Raw genomic sequence first — 17,706 nt, forward strand, 5'->3', positions numbered from 1 at the left:
GTCGACAACAAGCTGGTCCGGTCGGCGAAGGCGCCGCGTGGGCTGGGCGTCGTGCCGGTCAACGCGCCCGTCGCCGTGCGGTTCGCCAGCGGCAGCAAGGACGCCTCCCGTGCGGACCGTTCGTACGCCCGCGCTCCGCAGCCCGGTGACTCCGTGCTCGCCGAGATGGACGTCGCCGGTCACACCATCGCCTACACCTGGCCCGGCGCCCTGCCCGAGCCGGTCCTCGACGGCCCGCGCGCCCTCTACTCCGAGGTCCTGCCCGGCGTCGACCTGCTCCTGGTCGCCCGTGAGGAGGGCGGCTTCGCCCAGCTCCTCATCGTGAAGACCCCCGAGGCGGCCAAGCAGGAAGCGCTCACGTCCGTCGCGTACGGGCTGCGTTCGGCGACGGCCGTCTTCCAGCTCGACGCCTCCAAGGGCCGCGTGCTCGTCCTGGACAAGAAGGGCACGGAGGTCGGTTCGATCCCCACGCCGTTCGCCTGGGACTCCAACGGCCGCGACCCCGAGCTGAAGGACGCCGCCCCCCGCACCGCCACGGGTACGCCGGCCGAGGTGCTCAAGCTGTCCGGCCTGACCGGTATCGAGCCCGGCGCGAAGTCCGCCCAGCTCCCCGTCGAGCTGGACGGTGACAAGACCGGCACCGCGCGCTTGTTCCTGAACGTCGCCGAGACCGGCCTGTTCACCCGGGAGGGCGTGAAGTTCCCCGTCTTCGTCGACCCGACGCTGAACTCGGCCTGGCAGGCGTGGACGACCGCCTACCGGAAGTACCCGAACAGCAGCTTCTACAACGGCACCAACTTCTCCTCCGGCACCTCCGACGCCCGCGTGGGCTACGAGAGCGACACCGGCGGCCTGGGCCGCTCCTTCTGGCGGATGGGGTTCTCCTCCAACATCAAGGACGCCACCGTCACCCGCGCCTCCTACAAGGTGCTGAACAACCACTCCTGGTCCTGTACCAGCCGTGAGTTCCAGTTCTGGCTGACCGGCTCGATCTCCTCCGGTACGACGTGGAACGCGCAGCCCAGTTGGTCCACGGAGCTGCAGAGGAAGAGCTTCGCGCACGGCTGGTCCTCGACCTCCTGCCCGGACGAGTACGAAGCGTTCAGCAGCACCGCCGTCAAGGACGCGGCGCAGAAGGCCGCCACCGGCGGCTGGTCGAACATCACCTTCGGTATGCGCGCCACCAGCGAGGGCGACACCCAGACCTGGCGCAAGTTCCGCGCCACCTCCGCCACCCTGGAGGTCGACTACAACACCAAGCCCAACGAGCCGACGGCCGGCACCTCCACCCCCGGTGGCGCCTGCACCCCCGGCCCCGGCGTAGGTGTGACGGTCGGCAAGACCAACATCACCCTGTCGGCCAACGCCACCGATGCCGACGGCAACCTGTCCAAGCTGCGCTTCCGCTTCGTGAAGACCGGAAGCGGCCTCACCCCGACGGAATACGTGGCGACCCCTGTCAGCGGCAAGGCATCGGTGACGATCCCCGTCACCTTCCCGCTGGACGACAAGGTCACGTACTCGTGGATGGTCCGCGCCGAGGACTCGGCCGGCGCCGTCTCCACCTTCTACCCGCCGGGCACCGAGCCCTGCCGCATCACCATCGACGGCTCCGCACCCCCGCAGCCCACTGTCGAGAGCGACGTGTTCAAGCGGGCCACCCCCGACGGCGCCACCTGGGCCACCGTGAAGTTCGGCGGCACCGGCGCGATCACCTTCAGCTCCCCGGGCGCCGTCAAGTTCCGCTACGGCTTCGAGTTCCTCAACTTCACGGATGTGGACGCCACCAATGGCAGCTACACCAAGACCGACCTCACGCCGCCGCACGCCGGTCCGAACTGGCTGAACGTCTACGCCCTCGACGCCAGCGGCAACGTCAGCGCGCGCACGGACTACGCCTTCTACGTCCCGCCGCGGGATTCGGCCGACGGCCCCGGTGACGTGGGCGGCGACGGCCTCGCCGACCTGATGCTCATCGACGCCAACGGCAACCTGTTCTCCTACCCCGGCACGCCCGGTGGCGAGTTGTACGGCGGCCTGGCCGGCGCCTACACGACCGACAGGAAGCTCCACCCGAAGGGCCACTGGTACGACCCGGCCACCGGCAAGGCCGCGCTGATCACCAAGTACAACGACGTCTACCCCGGCGACGGGACGACCGACCTGTTCGCGCGTACCCCCGACGGGCAGTTCTGGCTCTACCCCGGTGACGGCTACGGCACCTTCAACATCGACGACCGGATCAAGATCCGGCTGCCTTCGAACGCGCCCGACCCGTCGACCTGGACCCAGGTGAAGGCCGTCGGCGACATCACCGGCGACAAGCTCCCCGACGTGGTCCTGCGGGCCGGGACGGCGTTCTGGACGCTGTCCGGCTACACCGGCGCCACCTTCCAGACCGCGACCCTGATGAACGCCGACGTCTGGGCTCGTCGGGAGATCGTCAACGTGGCGGACGTCGACCTCGACAGCACCCCGGACCTGCTGTGGCGCAGCCTGGACTCCGGCAGCATCTACATCCGTCACGGAAAGCCGGGCCCGGTCGTCGGCAGCGTCGACATCAACTCCCTCATGGTCGCGGCCAACTCCCGTGAAGCAGTCGACACCCAGTACGGCGCGAACTGGACCGAGGCGCACATCTCGGCGATCGTCGGCATCCCGGACGTGAACGGGGACCGGATCCCCGACATGTGGGTCCGCTTCAAGGACGACGGCCAGATGCGCATCTACCACCCGTCCACCACCGACACCAGAGGCGCCGTGAAGGTCGTCATCTCAGCCGACTGGGCGGGCATCAAGTCCTTCGGCTGATCCCTGCCGCCCACTGGTGTGCCCCCGGCGCCGCGGCGCCGGGGGCACACGCACACCCGTCGACGCCGACACCGACACCGACGCCGACGCCGACAAGCACCGCCATCCGCTGATCCGTCAGAGAGCTCTCCTGGCCGTCGTCACAGCCGAGCCACCCCCGGCCGGTCGGCCACACCGTATCTGCACACTCGGCAGCACCCTGGTCTCGCTCGCCGTTCCGGAGACCGGCCACCTGCTCGCCACCGTCGTCGACTCGCCAGTCGCGTCCCCGGCTACACGACTGCGCTGGTCAAGCCGGCGCAGACGCCACCAGCCAACAGCCCGGCGCAGCCACTACCGACGACGCTCGGCCGACGGAATCCAGCGGATAGATCACGAACCCGCACTGGAGTGTCAGGGCTCCGGCGGACGGCGGGACGCCGCAGACTGCTGCCTGAACGTGGTCATCAGACTCATCCCCGCCAGTACCACGACCACGCACAGACCGAAGGTGCCCTCACCCATCTCGCCGTCCGCGACCAGCCTGACCAGGAACGGCAGCGCGGCCAGGGCGGCGCCGCCGGTGAGCAGCCACGGCGGAAGAACGGTCTCTCCCGGCCGCTCGGGATGGAAGTGGAACACTGCCTTCCAAACAGCGCCGGCGATCACCAGCGCAATGACCACGACCGGGTACCACCATCCGCCGGCGGCGGAGTCGAGCACATCCCTTGCATCCATCGTGTGCCTCCCCGATGTCGACCTCAAGGAATCTGTCCACCGGCGCCAACGCCATTCCCTGAATCCTGAGTTGCCGGTGCGCCCCCCCCTGCGGTCCACGTGCCCGTGTGGCGTGTGGTGCCGTCGCAGCCGCACCGATGCCCGTGGGGCAGCTCGCCCGCCGACAGGCGGCAGCCGGCCCGCGGCGACCCGGCCACCGTAGCGGGCGTCGAGCTCGTCGGTGACGCGCCCCGGTGCAGCCGTACCCCTCGTGCACGGACCAGTGACGGCCGTTTGCCGGGGCCCCCTCGGTCGGGTGGAGATCTTCGGCGACCACGCGATCCGGCGGTCCGGGCGCGCTGGAACCCTCATCGCGCCGAGGGCCGAAGCATGCCGGTGCGCAGCGCCTTCGCCGGCCAGGCAGGCGACGCTCCCGCGTTCCCCCAGGTCATACCCCGGTGACGAGTGCCCCGGCCAATCGGCCGGTCCAGGACTACACCGGAGATGGTCCTGGCCGACAAGCCCTCCTCGTCCCGCGCCCACCTTCACCGACGCAGGATCCGGGCAGTGATCCCACAGCCGGCCGACCAGGTCGCCAAGCGCAAGAAGCGGGCCGATCCGGGGGCCGGCCACCAGCCTTCGACCGCGAGGCATAAACGGCGCAACACCGTCGAGCGGTGCGGTGGAAGGGCAAGGTGGGCATGGGCAGGAGGCGAAGATTTCTCACGGCTGGAACGTCAGACCTGATCGAGCGGATTCGACTCCGTCCGCTCCGGCCAACTTCCCGCTACCAACTTCGCCGCTGAGCAACCGGGTTTACGTTCGGCCTGGTCCCGGAAAAGACGTACGAAGGACTTGGCAAAGCCGAGCCGGGGGTATGTCGCGACGAGCGCCTGCCGGAAATTCGGGTCGAAGACCTCCAGCCCGGACCCGGACACGTCCGCACTGGTACCGACCTGCAAAAGTCTGCTCTCTACGTCCACTTCCGGTGCAACGTCATCCCGCATATGGAGAACGATCAGCTCAGCCGCCCGGTCGCGTCGCCGAACCGGCCAGCCGAGACCGGCCGTGAACACCCGGGCCAGGTGGCCACCAGCCTCTTCGAACGGAAGCGTATGACTGTCGAAGGGCGGAACAAGAGCCAGATCGTGCAGCAGTGCCGAGACGAAGAACAACTCGCGGTCGAAGTCGAAACCCCGCGCCTCCGCCCAGGCTGCGCCGAGGAAATACGACCGCACAGAGTGGTGATACAGCGCCGTGTCAGCATATTCCTCGCAGACCAGCCGAGCCGCGTCTGCCGCCCGCCCCTCAGGGGCGCGGACCCCGAAAACCTCGCTCATCATTCTGCCTGGCTCCTTCCATCGAACATTTTCCGCCTTGTCACACGCGCATTGGCGACTCCCCTGCCCAGTAAAATCGGGACCGGCCCGGCGGGTATGCGCTTGCAGTCTCCCTGGCACGAGCGATCAGCGGCAGTGACGCTCGTGCCAGCTATGCGAAGGATCGGGCCAACGAGCAGCACATCGCCACACCCGGACTGGCGGTTCTCGACATCACCGCGCCCGACGAGGACACCGTCCGTTTCGTGATGGACCGGCCTGCGGCAGCGGCCACGCCGGGCGGCGCGTTCCCCGCCGGCGAGGCGGCGACCGGCCGGTGTCGTGGAAGTCCTCGACTCTCTCGATGCGTTACTGGGTGCGATGGTCCCGGAACCACTGGGCCACCTCGTCGGCGTGGGTGTCCGGCGGGAAGACCGGGTAGAAGACGTGCTCGATCGTGGCGCCGCGCAGTACGAGGGTGAGGCGCCGGTAGAGCCTCTGGCCGTCCGCCTCGAACGTCGGGAGCTTCAGCTCCTCGGCAAGCGTGAGCCGGGGGTCGGAGAGCATCGGATACGGCAGGTGCAGGCGGTCCACGAGCACCCGCTGGTAGTCGGCCCGGTCCGAGGACAGGGCGAGGACACGGTCGACGCCTTCGGCCCGTAGCGCGTCCAGGTTGTCGCGGAAGCTGCACGCCTCCTGGCTGCAGCCACGGGCGCCGGGAATCTCGTTCCAGCCTTCCGGGACATCGGCTGCCGGGTCGCCGGTGAGCGGGTAGAGGAAGAGCACCCAGCGGCCCTCGGAGACCGAGTCCAGGCGGACGGGGCTGCCGTCCGTGCCGGTGAACGACAGAGCGGGGAGGGTACGACCCGGAAGGTGGGCGGCAGCGCCGTCGTCCACCGGGGCCGGCAGGTCGTCGGGCAGGGGATCGGCTGTGGGCAGCATCTCGTTGGATTCCTTCGCCGGCTCGATGGCCGAGGGGAAGCCTCGGCGGGCCGCCGCGTCCCGGCGGCGGACCAACTGGTCCCGGGTGCGGGTCAGTCGGGCGACGAGAAGGTTCAGCGCTTCGATCTTCTGCTGGTAGGCCGCCAGGGACTCCACACAGTGGTCGCCTTCCTCGTGGCCCGCGCGCAGGCAGGCGAGGAACGGGCGGGTCTCCTGCGGGGTGAGGCCGAGCGCCCCGAGGCTGCGGATCTCCTCCGCCGACCGGACGTCCTCCGCGGTGTACTCGCGGTAGCCGTTGGCCGCGCGCCCCGGGCTGAGCAGACCACAATCCTCGTAGTAACGCAGCGCCTTGATCGTCACACCGGCAGCCGTGGCCGCCTCACCTGCACGCATTGTGCACCTCCTCGTCGTGCAGAACGCTAAACCCGGACCTTGGGGGACGGGTCAAGCGCCCAACGTCCGCCCCTTCCACCGGGGATCCGGGCGGGGCATGCGAGTGGGCAGGTCGCGGATGCCATTCCGCAAGAGGAGGCCCCGGAGTACCTTTCTATCGTCTCGGTCTCGGGTGCCGGATCGAACTGACGCCGGCTGGGGGATGCCGTCCGCCCCGTGGAAGAGGTGCGCATGCGTATGTTCGTTTCGATACTCGTCGTCATCTGCGGCGTCGGACTCGCGGCTGCCAGCCTTCCGTTCGTGCTGATAGGCCTTCTGGAAGAGCGCAGCGCCGGCAACATGTACGAGGTCGCGTTCCAGCATGTCGGCGACGAGTGCAGTGGTGGACACGAGCTGCACCTCGACGTCGAGAACGGGCAGCCTCTGGATTGCCTGCCCCACTACTTGATGGGGGGATCCCCACGTGTCGACCTGCCTGGCTTCACGGACGCGCAGAACGAGAAGGTGGCCGAGCTCAGCGGACGACTCGGCAGCGGGGGGCTGACGGACGCCGAGCAGAGCCGGATCCAGCGTCTGGTGGACGAGATCTCAGCCGCGATCCCGGAAGCCGATCGGCCGCTCCCCGCCTCAGCCACTGTGTGGCCTGCTGAGGCGGGTGTGTGGGGAGCTCGCCGGGCTTGGCTGGGAGTCGGAGCGACCGCGATCGGCGCCTTGTGCGTCGTCGCCGGCTTCCGGCTGGCACGCTGACCCGCTTGGACGGGCTGAGGCGTGGACGCCGGGCACACCGCCCCTCCGCCCTGAGCCACAGGCCCTGACCTTTCAGACCGCCGCCAGGTGAACGCACGGGCGTGCCGGGCCTGGCGCCGGCGGGGAGACCTCGCGCCACCGCTTCGACGCCTGACCGCCACGGGGTGACGCCGGCGCGGGAAAGGCCTCCTCCCGGCGACGCCGGTCCCTCGATGCCCGGCCTTCCATGTATCGCGGGCGTATCGAAAATCGCATACGCCACCGCAACGGCCCACCGTCTCCAATGGGGGCATGAACCACAACGCGTCCCTGTCAGCACCGCCCCGCCGCACGCGCGGGATCGCGCTTCTCAGCCTGGTGATCCTCGGTGCGGCGAGCGCCCTGTTCGTCGTACGGCGGCCGCTCATGATGTCCGCTCCGAGGTGCATGGCCGGGCAGTGGCACGGCTGCTTCGACACGTTCAACGGTGTGGTGTTCATGACGCTGGTCACGCTGCCGTTGGCCTTGCTCGTGGCGTGGGCTCTGGCGCGCCGTCGGCGGGCCGCGGGAGTGCCCTCGGCGTGGCGGATGTCGGTGGCCGAGGTGGGCATGGTTCACGGGACGGTGCCGTTCCTGTGGATGACCATGATGCCGGGCGGCGGGGCCGGCATCGTCCCCGCCCGGGTGAGCCTCGTTCCGCTGCGGGACCTGGTCACGATGGGGCCGCTCGGGATCGGCGGCAACCTGCTGGTCTTCGCGGCGCTGGGGTTCTTCGCCCCGATGCGGTTCGCGGCGCTGGCGTCCGTGCCGCGGATCCTGGCGTTCGGGGCGGGCTGCTCGGTCCTCGTCGAAACCGCACAGTACGTCCTGCGCCTGGACCGGGTGTCCTCCATCGACGACGTACTGGTCAACGCCGCCGGCGCCCTGCTGGCCGCGCTGGCGTCGCGCCGCTGGTGGCGCGCTGCGGCGGAGACGTCGTCGGACCGGCCTCGCCCCGCGCCGGCGCCGGCGCGCTGATTTCGCGTGTCCGGTGCGCATTCGATTCCGCATACATCTCCGCATACGTCCGCGTACTTCTCCGCACATGTTTCTGCACAGCTCTTCGCATACGTCGGCGATACGCGGGGCTGCTTAGGCTTCGGACATGCGTGTACTGATCGTGGAGGACGAGCCCTACCTGGCCGAAGCCGTCCGTGACGGTCTCCGGCTGGAGGCCATCGCAGCCGACATCGCCGGTGACGGCGACTCCGCCCTGGAACTGCTCGGTGTGAACTCGTACGATCTCGCGGTCCTCGACCGCGACATCCCCGGCCCCTCAGGCGACGACGTCGCCCGGCGCATCGTCGCCTCGGGCAGCGGCATCCCGATCCTCATGCTCACCGCCGCCGACCGGATCGACGACAAGGCGTCCGGGTTCGAGCTCGGGGCCGACGACTACCTCACCAAGCCGTTCGAGCTGCGGGAGCTCGTCATGCGGCTGCGGGCGCTCGACCGCAGGCGCGCGTACGCCCGCCCCCCGGTCCGGGAGATCGCCGGCCTGCGCCTCGACCCCTTCCGCCGGGAGGTCTTCCGCGACGGACGCTATGTGGCGCTCACCCGTAAACAGTTCGCCGTGCTCGAAGTCCTCGTCGCCGCCGAGGGCGGGGTGGTGAGCACCGAAGAGCTGCTCGAACGCGCCTGGGACGGGAACGCCGACCCCTTCACCAACGCCGTCCGTATCACCGTCTCCGCATTGCGCAAACGGCTCGGCGAACCATGGATCATCGCCACCGTGCCGGGTGTCGGCTACCGCATCGACACCGGACCCGACACCACACGGCCCGGTCGTACGCATGCGTAGACGCCCAGGGCTCAGCGTCCGGCTGAGGCTCACCCTCAGCTATGCCGGGTTCCTCGCCGTCGCCGGTGCCCTGCTGCTGGCCGTGGTGTGGGGTTTCCTGCTGCGCTACGTACCCGACAACTCTCAGGGTCTTCTCGGGATCGCGCCCAACCGCTACCTCCTTGTGCGCACCTTCGCCCCCGCCGCGGCCGTGGCGATGGCCTTCCTACTCGTGTTCGGCCTCGTCGGGGGGTGGATCCTCGCCGGCCGGATGCTCGCACCGCTCACACAGATCACGGCCGCGGCACGGATGGCGGGGAGCGGGTCGCTGTCCCACCGGATCGGCATGGAGGGCCGCCGCGACGAATTCAGGGAACTCGCCGATGTCTTCGACACCATGCTCGAACGGCTCGAGTCGCACGTCGGCGAGCAGCAGAGGTTCGCCGCGAACGCCTCCCACGAACTGCGCACCCCGCTGGCCATCTCGCGAACGCTGATCGACCTCGCCCGCCGGGATCCCACGCGGGACAAGGAAGAACTCTTCGACCGCCTGCAGGCCGTCAACACGCGTGCGATCGACCTCACCGAGGCTCTCCTGCTGCTCAGTCGCAGCGACGGCGGGAACGTCACCCGCGAGAGCGTCGACCTCTCCCTCGTCGCCGAGGAGGCCGCCGAGACCTTGCTGCCCCTCGCCGAAGAGCGCGGGATCACGCTCGACGTCACCGGCGGAGCGACACGGACCAGCGGCTCCGCGGAGCTTCTGCTGCGGATGGTGACGAACCTCGTCCAGAACGCCATCGTCCACAACCTCCCTGTCGGCGGCGCCGTGACGGTCCACACGGAAGCGCGGGGCGGCGCGAGCGTGGTGCGGGTCGAGAACACGGGTCATCGGCTCCCACCGGACCTGGTACCGACCCTCACCGAACCCTTCCAGCGCGGAACGGCACGCGCTCGCACCGACGAGCACGCCGGCGTCGGGCTCGGTCTTGCCATCGTGCACAGCATCGTCCGCGCACACGACGGGACCCTCGACCTCGCTCCCCGCCCGGCCGGCGGTCTCCTGGTCACGGTCCGCCTTCCCGGGATGCCGTAGGCGCTCGCCCCGCCCTGACGCGGAGCCTTCAACGGCCCCCCGGAAAGCGTGATGCCGTCAGACGCCGCGCGGACGCTCTCGACCGTGCGCTCGCGGAAGCGCCGAGGCGTCGGCTACGGACGTCGGTCAGGCGCAGGCCACGGGAGTGAGCGCGGCTCGCGCAGCGGCTGTCCTCGGCCTTCGGAAGGGCAAGCGTCCCGCCTCGTCGGGGTTGCTCACGTCGTCGCCGGCGGTTCGGGCTGCGGCGCCCGGTCGCGGGTGGGTTCTCCGTCCGGCCTGTGAGCGGAGGCCGATTGTCAGTGGTGGATGGGAAGGTGGGAACGTCGAACCGGAAAGAGGGGGAGCAGTCATGTCGGGGAATCAGAACTACATCAATCACGTCGCTCTTGTGCTGGACGCCAGTTCGTCCATGTCGAGCCTGAGCCGCAAGGTCGTCGAAGTCGCCGATCAGCAGATCGCCTATCTTGCGCGCCGTTCGAGGGAACTCGACCAGGAAACCCGCGTCACGGTGTACGTCTTCGCCGACAAGGTGGAGTGCGTCATCTACGACAAGGACGTGCTGCGTATGCCGTCGCTGAAGCAGCTGTATCGGGTCGGTGGAATGACTGCTCTGCTGGCGGCCGCGTTGAAGTCGCAGCGGGAGCTGGCGCAGACGGCTCAGCTCTACGGCGACCACAGCTTCCTGACGTTCGTACTGACCGACGGGCAGGAGAACGCCAGTCATCGCTGCCCGGATGCCCCCACCAGGGATCCTCGTGAACTGGTCGAGGCCGTGTCCCAGATGATCCAGACGCAGGAGGACAATTGGACGTTGGCCGTCCTCGTGCCGGACCAGGTGGGCAAGCGGGAGGCCATGCGGTGCGGATTCCCGAAGGACAACATCGCCATCTGGGACGCCACGAGCACCCAGGGCCTGGAGGAAGCCGGGCAGGTCATCCGAGAGGCGACCGAGAAATTCATGGTGGGCCGCTCGCAGGGAATCCGGGGATCGCGGTCGGTATTCTCCACGGGTGCCGAGACGGTCAACAAGGACACCATCAAGGCAGCCGGTCTCACTCCGGTGAATCCGTCCGAGTACCAGCTGATTCCGGTGGCTCGTGACGCGGCGATACGGGAATGGGTCGTCGAATGCGGACACACGTACCGTACCGGTTGTGCTTTCTATCAGTTGAGTAAGTCGGAGAAGGTCCAGGCGCGGAAACAGATCGCGGTGCTGGAGAAGAAGACGGATCGGGTGTACACGGGGCCGGAGGCGCGAGCCCTCCTCGGCCTGCCGGACACCGAAGTCCGCGTCAAGCCGGACCACAACGACGACTTCACCATCTTCGTGCAGAGCACCAGCGTGAACCGGAAGCTGGTGCCGCACACGCGGCTGCTGCTGATGAGCTGACACCGGGGAACCCCGCCGGTCGGGTGGAAGCCCCGCCGGCCGGACCGGCAGGCGCGGGGCCCCCAACAGCAGGCTCTGCTCCCCGTTACGGGCCCCGACGTGGGAATCCGCGATGTCAGAGCCCGGCGTTGATCACCTGAACGGGGCGTGATCTCATGAGCGCCGATTGAACGAGGGTGCGATCCGGGGGGCTGAAGCCCCGTCCGTACGTACCCGATACGGACACCCCCGGAGGTCCCCATGATGCGCCGTCGGCTGCTGCCACTCCTCGCGGCCCTGCTGTCGGTCCTGTGGCCCATGTGGCCCGCGACGCCCGCCAGTGCGGCGGTGGCGTCGGACTGCACCGTGCCCGGCATACGGAACCATGCCATCGCCTCGTCGACCTGGGCGATCAGCGGCTCCCTCGTGCACGACGGCCGCGCCTTCGTCACGAGCCGCGGCCGCCAGCCCGTGGTGATCGCCGAGTACGACCTCGCGGAGAAGAAGGTCGTGCCCGGGAGCGAGGTCGAGATCCCGGACGGCCCGGGAGCGGGCGTTCCCGAGGGCGCCTACGGCCTCGCGGCGTACGGCGGCAAGGTCTACATCGGCACGTATGTCGAGGCCGCCCTCTACAGCTACGACCTGGCCACCCGCCAGGTGAAGCACCTGAAGACCTTCGGGAGCAACGGCGACTTCATCTGGAGCCTCGCCGCGGCCTCGGACGGGACGCTCTACGCGGGCACCTACAACGACGGCAGGGTGTACGAGTACAAGCCCTCGACCGGCGCGGTCCGTGACTTCGGGGTGCTGGCCACCGGCGAGCGCTACGTGCGGTCCCTGGACGTCGACGACACCAACGTCTACGCCGGCCTGCTCGACACCAAGAAGATGGTCGCCATCAACCGGTCCACCGGCGCCGTCCGCACCCTGGCCCAGGGCGGCGCGGGCTTCACCACCGTCTCCGTCGGCCGCACCCGCGTGCGCGGTACCAGCGGCAGCACGCTGTACGACGTGAAGACCGACGGCACCGACCTGCGGACGGTCCCGATCGAAACGCCGGAGAAGGACCCCGAGACGGCTGACATGGTCACCCTCGCCCCGGACTACACGATGTACCTGTCGACCCGTCCGGACGGCAACATCTACGAGTACAAGACGGGTTACGCGGTACCCAAGCCCCTGGGCAAGCCGGTCCCCCAGGACGAGACCCGCGGCCTCTCCGTGGACGGCACCACCCTCACCGGGTTCGCCGGCTTCGGCAAGGTCTGGCAGATGGACATCACCACCGGCCAGTCGTCGTACACCAAGCTGAAGGTGGCCGGGTTGACCGAGGGCGCGGAGCGGCCCCAGTCCATCCTGCGCGGCTCCGACGGCAGGGTGTGGGTCGGCGGTCACTTCATCGTGAACGTCCACGCGCCCGACGGCACCAAGCGGTTCGTCGAGATCCCCGGTGAGGCCAAGACGCTCGTGGAGCGCAACGGCAAGATCTACTCGGCGTTGTACCCCAGCGGCCGCATCATCATGATCGATCCGGCGACGGTCATCCCGGTGCTGGACGAACCGGGGACGCAGACCCATCCGGTCAGCATCGTCGGCCAGCTGCCCGACGGTCAGCAGCGGCCGTGGGACATGGAGTACGACGCCGTCCGCGACCGGATCCTCGTGGCCACCGCGCCGCTCGGCACCGGTCTGCAGGGCGCGCTGAACGTCTTCAGGTTCCCCGACCCGGCCGCGACGGCGCCGGCGTACGACCCGGACTCGTTCCCCGTCGTCGCCAACGAGAGCCTGATGAGCCTCACCGTGGGCCCGGACGGCACCGTCTACGTGGGCACCGACGTGCGCGGCGGTGGCGGCGCCCCGTCCGCCTCCTGGAACACCGCCGCCGGCATCGCCGCCTTCGACGCCGACTACGTCGACCCGGCGACCGGCAAGAAGGGCAAGCTCCTCTGGGCGAAGGAGCCCTACACGGCGGACGCCTACGACACCCTCCAGGACGTCACGATCCACAACAACGTCCTGTACGGCGTCTACAAGCGCGGCCCCGCCCCCACCACCGCCGTGCCGGAGCCGCCGCGCTGGTTCGCCATGGACCTGTCCACCAGCACCCGCCCGATCATCAGCCAGGGCTACCTGCCCGGCTACGGCGAGGTCCAGGTGCACAACGACAAGGTCTTCGCCTCCACCTTCTTCAACGGCGACATCTACCAGATCGGCCCCGGCCTCACCCAGGCCAAGCACCTCGCCACCGCCCTCGGCGACGAGTGGTACACCAACCCCCAGCTCGCCTTCATCCCGGGCACCTGGCAGGCCTACGGCCTGGTCGGCCGTCAGCTCGCCACGCTGCGGGTCGACCAGGCCTGCCCCAAGGTGACCGGCCCCTTCCCCTCCTGAGCCGAACGGGCGGGGCCGTCCTCCACGGCCCCGCCCCACCCTCGTACCAGACCTGCCCTTCCGGACGCGGGTGCCACGGCGTGTCCGGGACAGGCGGGCGGGTGCCGCGCCGAGCCTTCCGGTGTGCCCACCATGGAGTGAATCATCACGCCTGTTCGCAGCCCGACGGGCGGCGGTCATCGGCGGCCGACCATGGACGCCGGCCCTGCTCGTCGGCGCTCGGGAACGCAGGGCCCCTGTGACGGGGGCGGGACCGATGGCACGATAGCCGGACAAGCCGGTCGACGGTCGGTTCCACCTCTCCTGGGGCACCTATGAACATCTCGCTCCCGTTTCGACTCTTCGCCGCGGCAACGGTGCTGGCCGTGTCGCTCACCGCGTGCGGTGGTTCCGGCGGCTCCCCGAGCGCATCGGGATCGACGCCCGCCGCGCCCGCCACGCCTTTGCCCTCGCGCACGTCGCCCTCGACCCCCTCGGCGGCCACGTCGTCGGCCACCGAGGTCCCGACCACGCCCACGCCCACGCCGACCTCCGAGGGCACACCGCCCCTTGGTTCCTGGAGCCTTCAGCCGGTGTGGCCGTTCGCGACGCTCGCCCAGGCTCAGGAGTGGGAGCGTGCCTACCGCGAGAGCGGCCACCAGCCCTGGCACCGTGACCCCGAGCAGACCGCGCTGGCCTTCACCCGCGGCTACCTGGGCTTCAAGGAGATCGACCGGGTCTCCCTGCGCAAGGTCAGCGGCCGGCACGCTCGTATCGGCGTCGCACCGACGGGAACCGAGGGCGGCACCGCGGCGGTGATCCACCTCGTGCGGTTCGGGACCGGCCCGGACGCCCCGTGGGAGGTCGTCGGCACCGACGACACGACGTTCTCCCTGACCACGCCCTCGTACGGGTCGCGCGTGCGGTCCCCCCTGACGGTCGGCGGGAAGATCACCGGGGTGGACGAGAGCGTCCGTGTGGAGGTACGCCAGCCGTCCTCCGGGGCGCCGCTGGGCACGTCCCCCTGCTGCGTCTCCGCGGGCGGCGAGGACCAGCCCTGGAGCGCGAGGGTCTCCTTCTCAGGGTCCACCGACCCGGTGCTCACGATTGTCGCCTCCACGGGTGGGCACGTCGCCACCGTGGAACGCTTCACCATCACGGCGGTGCGCGCCGGATAGCCGCATGACACCTCTGGGCGGTACGCGTGCCCCTTCATCGGGGCGTGAACGTCGCCAGGGCGGGCACCTGCGGGTTCCCGAAGGAGGTCACCATGAGCAGTTACAGTCACCACCAGGTCACCAGGGATCAGGAAACCGCGGAGCGTTTCCGTCATGCGCTGCACGACGAGCTGCTGACCCTTCCGATGCTCCTCGCGGCTGTCGCCCTCACGGTCGGCCCGTTCGTCTCCCAGCTCGGCCCCAAGGACGCGCAGGTGAACGAGTCGCTCGTCGGCTTGATCCTGCTGTTCGTGGTGGGCCGGCGTCTCTACCGGGGCAGCGGACTCCGCTCCGACCTCGTGGTCGCCGTGCTGGGGGCCTGGATGATCGCTTCCCCCTTCGTGCTGGACCTGCAGAACACCGCCGTGGCGGAGGGGAACTGGATCCTTGACCTGGCCGCGGGCAGTGTTCTCGTCGTCTTCGCCGGTGCCTCCATGCTGACGATGAGGAAGCGAGGATCACGTCGGGGGACGACCTGACGATCTGGTGCCCCTCGTCGAGGAGATCGAACGGATCGGCGTCGGCGCGGGTGACGGCCCCGGCTCCCGCCCGGGAGACAGCGGCCGGAGCACCGGCGCGGGCGTGATGGCGGGGCGCGCGGCCCGGTCACCATTCGGGATGGACGTCGTGGCTGTCGTAGCGGATACCGGTGGCGGTGATCCAGGGCCGGAAGCGGCCGGGGCCGGTGTGCTCGTGGGCGTAGGTGACCGGTTCGTCGGTGTCGTCGGTGACGATGACGGCCCCGGTCTTCTGTGCGCTGCGCAGCGCGTGGGTCCACAGCCGGCCGCGATGGCCGGTCCGATAGTCGGGGATCTTGCACTGGGACATCGGGTTCTGCCTCGAAGCTGCTGTGTATGGGCCTGTGCCTCGGCGAGCAGGCGTCACGGCGGATGCCGAACAGAGCGCTATACCCGTTCTGCGGCCTTTCGAACGGGCGCAGCCGCTCCTGCGAGTCCGCTGGGAGCTCGGCTGCCGCCTGCTCCACTGCGGCGGCCGAGCCGCCCGCGGCGATCAGAGCGTGTACGTGTACCCGCGTACACGGCGACAGGCGGACGCGGCTGCGGAGAGCGGCCCGTCAGGGCCGGCAGCACCGTACCCGGTGCGGCCGCCCTCATCACTCGTCTCATGGGCCCTTCCCCGCTGGAGTACAGGAAGGGCCCGCACCCCGGCCCAGAGCCGTGCGCGGACGGCCGGTTGGGCGGCGAGCCCGTCGCCCCGCCGGGCGGGCCTCTCCTCCCCTACACCCCCGCCGCGTCGCCCGCGCACTGGGCGGCCTCGGCGGCGGTGTAGGAGGAGGCGAAGGTGAACGCGCGCGGGGAGGGTCCGTTCGCCCGCAGGTCGGCCAGTCGCTCCAGGGCCTCGTCGACAGTCGGGAGGTGGCCGGCGGGGACCCACCAGAGCACCATGTACGCCTCGACGTGCCGCTCGAACCATTCGCGGCGCCGCCGCATCACCTCCAGGTGGCCGCTGCGGTAGGTGAAGTCCCACAGCGCCTCCTGGGACTGCCACACCGACAGGTTGACGATCACGTTCTCGCCCGCCGGGCGCAGGCCGGTGGCGTCGGCGGCCCCCTCCTCGGCCAGCCGCCACACGAAACCGGGCGTGCCGTCGGCGGCGGCGTTGACCGGGTCGAGCATCTCGACGAACGGCGCCATGCGCGGGTCGTCGAGAGGGTGGCGAAGCGTGGCGACGTTGAGCTCGGCGAGGTGGGCGGCGGGCACGGATGTGGTCATGACCCCATCCCAGCACGGCCCCCTTTTCTATGTCAATCCAATTTGTTTTTAGAAGGTTCGATCACCACGCAGCACTCCCCGGGCCGGGCGTCCATGCGGGCACGGACGGGACCGTCCGTGCCGAGCAGCCCCTCCAGCAAGGCGAGATTCATGCCGCAGACGAGCGGCGGGAAGCGTTCGGCGACAGCGTGGAAGGGGCAGTTCCGCATCCGGACGACGCGCGCGGCCGCCCCGGTTGCCTCCTCGGCATCCTCCATGTGCGGTTCGTATCCGCGGGCGGCCAGCGTCTCCATGGCCTCCTCGAGGCCGCCGCAGGGCGACGCCGATCCGCGCAGGGACTCGCCCCGGCGGCGTGCGGCCGCGCAGAGCCCGGCGTCCAGGCCGGCCTGCTCGGCGGCCTCGGCGAGCAGCTCGGCGGCGGTGCGGTAGTCGCGGGCGGGCAGCGACACCGCGTGCTCCGTCCGCGCTCGCGTGTACACCTTGGCGGGACGGCCCGCCCCCGGCCCCGAGCGGCCGGTCAGGCGCCGGCTTCCGCTCTCCAGCAGCCCGGCCTCGGCCAGCCTGTCCAGATGGTGCGCGGCGAGCGTGCGCGCCACCCCGGCCGCCTCGGCGGCCTCATTGCGGCCGACCTCGCGGCCCTGCGCCACCACGTACTCGTACAGGCGGCGCCGCACCGGGTCCTGAAGTGCCGCGATCGCGTCGATGTCCTCCATCCGCCCATTCTAGGAACAACAGAGGTTGGAGATAGAAAAGCGGGACGCCGCCCTCGTGAACGGCGCACCGGAGGGTGACGTAGTCGGGCGCGGCAACCATTCCGTCCGCCGTGGCGACCAGGCGGTGCCCCGTCCCTCCCGGCACGGGTGCCCCACCCCCCACCGACGGAAATGGACCGGCACATGAGTGAGATACGCGGAAAGGCCCGGCACCGCAGGCGCCGCACGGCGCTGATGGCCGGGATGCCGGTGGCGCTGGCCGCCGCGGGAGTCATGGCGTACGGCGCGGTGTTCGGCCTGTTCGGGGCGGATGCCCGGCCGGAGGCCGCGCGGCCTCCGCTCCCGCCTGGGCCACCGAGGCCGCGGACGGATTCGCGTCGGTCGACGCGCTGGGGCAGAACGGAACGTACGGCGGGCGGGGCGGGCGGACCGTCACCGTGCGCACCCTGGCCGAGTTGGAGCGGTACGCGACCGCTCCGGAGCCGTACGTCGTCGTGGTGGAGCG

At 70.0% G+C, this 17,706-nt stretch carries 17 protein-coding genes and 2 pseudogenes; 12 read left to right on the forward strand and 7 right to left on the reverse strand.

The genetic code is table 11. From position 1 onward, the window contains the following. Nucleotides 1-2,811 (forward strand): hypothetical protein (locus ACWDX6_RS28905; protein WP_451487827.1); only part of this gene is annotated, 2,811 nt, incomplete at its 5' end. A gap of 393 nt (nucleotides 2,812-3,204) precedes the next feature. Here ACWDX6_RS28905 and ACWDX6_RS28910 read toward each other — a convergent pair. Then, nucleotides 3,205-3,528 (reverse strand): hypothetical protein, encoded by a 324-nt coding sequence (locus tag ACWDX6_RS28910; protein WP_451487828.1) that lies wholly within the window; start codon nucleotides 3,526-3,528, stop codon nucleotides 3,205-3,207. Between the two features lie 354 nt (nucleotides 3,529-3,882). On the opposite strand from ACWDX6_RS28910, the pseudogene ACWDX6_RS28915 reads away from it, so the two are divergent. Beyond that, a pseudogene (locus ACWDX6_RS28915) lies at nucleotides 3,883-4,218 on the forward strand (IS5/IS1182 family transposase); the annotation flags it as partial. Nucleotides 4,219-4,244: 26 nt separating this feature from the next. Here ACWDX6_RS28915 and ACWDX6_RS28920 read toward each other — a convergent pair. After that, nucleotides 4,245-4,850 (reverse strand): HD domain-containing protein, encoded by a 606-nt coding sequence (locus tag ACWDX6_RS28920; RefSeq protein WP_451487829.1) that lies wholly within the window; start codon nucleotides 4,848-4,850, stop codon nucleotides 4,245-4,247. A 122-nt stretch (nucleotides 4,851-4,972) separates the two neighbouring features. On the opposite strand from ACWDX6_RS28920, the gene ACWDX6_RS28925 reads away from it, so the two are divergent. Continuing rightward, the gene (locus ACWDX6_RS28925) at nucleotides 4,973-5,308 is read left to right on the forward strand and encodes a DUF6207 family protein (RefSeq protein ID WP_451487852.1); all 336 of its coding nucleotides are present in this window, start codon (nucleotides 4,973-4,975) and stop codon (nucleotides 5,306-5,308) included. Here ACWDX6_RS28925 and ACWDX6_RS28930 read toward each other — a convergent pair. Beyond that, complete coding sequence (locus tag ACWDX6_RS28930; protein WP_451487830.1) at nucleotides 5,196-6,161, reverse strand: MerR family transcriptional regulator; 966 nt, start codon at nucleotides 6,159-6,161, stop codon at nucleotides 5,196-5,198. The genes ACWDX6_RS28925 and ACWDX6_RS28930 overlap by 113 nt on opposite strands. 231 nt (nucleotides 6,162-6,392) lie before the next feature. Between ACWDX6_RS28930 and ACWDX6_RS28935 the strand changes: the two genes are divergently transcribed. The 6 genes from ACWDX6_RS28935 (at nucleotide 6,393) to ACWDX6_RS28960 (ending at nucleotide 13,559) form a co-directional block, all read left to right on the forward strand. Beyond that, the gene (locus tag ACWDX6_RS28935; RefSeq protein ID WP_451487831.1) at nucleotides 6,393-6,908 is read left to right on the forward strand and encodes a hypothetical protein; all 516 of its coding nucleotides are present in this window, start codon (nucleotides 6,393-6,395) and stop codon (nucleotides 6,906-6,908) included. A 291-nt stretch (nucleotides 6,909-7,199) separates the two neighbouring features. After that, nucleotides 7,200-7,904 carry a VanZ family protein gene (locus tag ACWDX6_RS28940; protein ID WP_451487832.1) on the forward strand — a complete coding sequence of 235 codons (705 nt, stop codon included), beginning with the start codon at nucleotides 7,200-7,202 and terminating at the stop codon, nucleotides 7,902-7,904. A gap of 127 nt (nucleotides 7,905-8,031) precedes the next feature. Beyond that, the gene (locus ACWDX6_RS28945) at nucleotides 8,032-8,727 is read left to right on the forward strand and encodes a response regulator transcription factor (RefSeq protein WP_451487833.1); all 696 of its coding nucleotides are present in this window, start codon (nucleotides 8,032-8,034) and stop codon (nucleotides 8,725-8,727) included. Continuing rightward, the gene (locus ACWDX6_RS28950) at nucleotides 8,720-9,799 is read left to right on the forward strand and encodes a sensor histidine kinase (protein WP_451487834.1); all 1,080 of its coding nucleotides are present in this window, start codon (nucleotides 8,720-8,722) and stop codon (nucleotides 9,797-9,799) included. The genes ACWDX6_RS28945 and ACWDX6_RS28950 overlap by 8 nt, the downstream gene beginning before the upstream one ends. Nucleotides 9,800-10,148: 349 nt before the next feature. After that, nucleotides 10,149-11,189: a VWA domain-containing protein gene (locus tag ACWDX6_RS28955; protein ID WP_451487835.1), complete on the forward strand. Its 1,041-nt coding sequence runs from the start codon at nucleotides 10,149-10,151 to the stop codon at nucleotides 11,187-11,189. 240 nt (nucleotides 11,190-11,429) lie between these two features. Further along, nucleotides 11,430-13,559 (forward strand): hypothetical protein, encoded by a 2,130-nt coding sequence (locus tag ACWDX6_RS28960; protein ID WP_451487836.1) that lies wholly within the window; start codon nucleotides 11,430-11,432, stop codon nucleotides 13,557-13,559. A gap of 145 nt (nucleotides 13,560-13,704) precedes the next feature. Here the strand turns inward: ACWDX6_RS28960 and ACWDX6_RS28965 are convergent, their stop codons facing one another. Continuing rightward, nucleotides 13,705-14,100 (reverse strand): hypothetical protein, encoded by a 396-nt coding sequence (locus tag ACWDX6_RS28965; protein WP_451487837.1) that lies wholly within the window; start codon nucleotides 14,098-14,100, stop codon nucleotides 13,705-13,707. A gap of 31 nt (nucleotides 14,101-14,131) precedes the next feature. Between ACWDX6_RS28965 and ACWDX6_RS28970 the strand changes: the two genes are divergently transcribed. Further along, on the forward strand, nucleotides 14,132-14,716 hold the full coding sequence (locus ACWDX6_RS28970; protein ID WP_451487838.1) for a hypothetical protein: 585 nt from the start codon (nucleotides 14,132-14,134) through the stop codon (nucleotides 14,714-14,716). 92 nt (nucleotides 14,717-14,808) lie between these two features. Next, nucleotides 14,809-15,234 carry an SPW repeat domain-containing protein gene (locus ACWDX6_RS28975; protein ID WP_451487839.1) on the forward strand — a complete coding sequence of 142 codons (426 nt, stop codon included), beginning with the start codon at nucleotides 14,809-14,811 and terminating at the stop codon, nucleotides 15,232-15,234. A gap of 127 nt (nucleotides 15,235-15,361) precedes the next feature. Here the strand turns inward: ACWDX6_RS28975 and ACWDX6_RS28980 are convergent, their stop codons facing one another. The 3 genes from ACWDX6_RS28980 to ACWDX6_RS28990 all read right to left on the reverse strand — a co-directional run bounded on the left by ACWDX6_RS28980 (nucleotide 15,362) and on the right by ACWDX6_RS28990 (nucleotide 17,201). Then, nucleotides 15,362-15,583, reverse strand: a complete 222-nt coding sequence (locus ACWDX6_RS28980) for a hypothetical protein (RefSeq protein WP_451487840.1) — start codon at nucleotides 15,581-15,583, stop codon at nucleotides 15,362-15,364. A gap of 410 nt (nucleotides 15,584-15,993) precedes the next feature. Beyond that, a complete protein-coding gene (locus ACWDX6_RS28985) occupies nucleotides 15,994-16,488 on the reverse strand; it encodes a DUF3291 domain-containing protein (protein WP_451487841.1) in 495 nt (164 codons plus the stop codon). A gap of 32 nt (nucleotides 16,489-16,520) precedes the next feature. Beyond that, entirely contained in the window at nucleotides 16,521-17,201 is a 681-nt protein-coding gene (locus ACWDX6_RS28990) for a helix-turn-helix transcriptional regulator (RefSeq protein WP_451487842.1), read from the reverse strand. 183 nt (nucleotides 17,202-17,384) lie between these two features. Here ACWDX6_RS28990 and ACWDX6_RS28995 point away from each other — a divergent pair. Further along, nucleotides 17,385-17,701 (forward strand): annotated as a pseudogene (locus ACWDX6_RS28995) (pectinesterase family protein); the annotation flags it as partial. Nucleotides 17,702-17,706 lie beyond the last annotated feature (5 nt).

This window comes from Streptomyces sp. NPDC003027 (assembly GCF_053591435.1).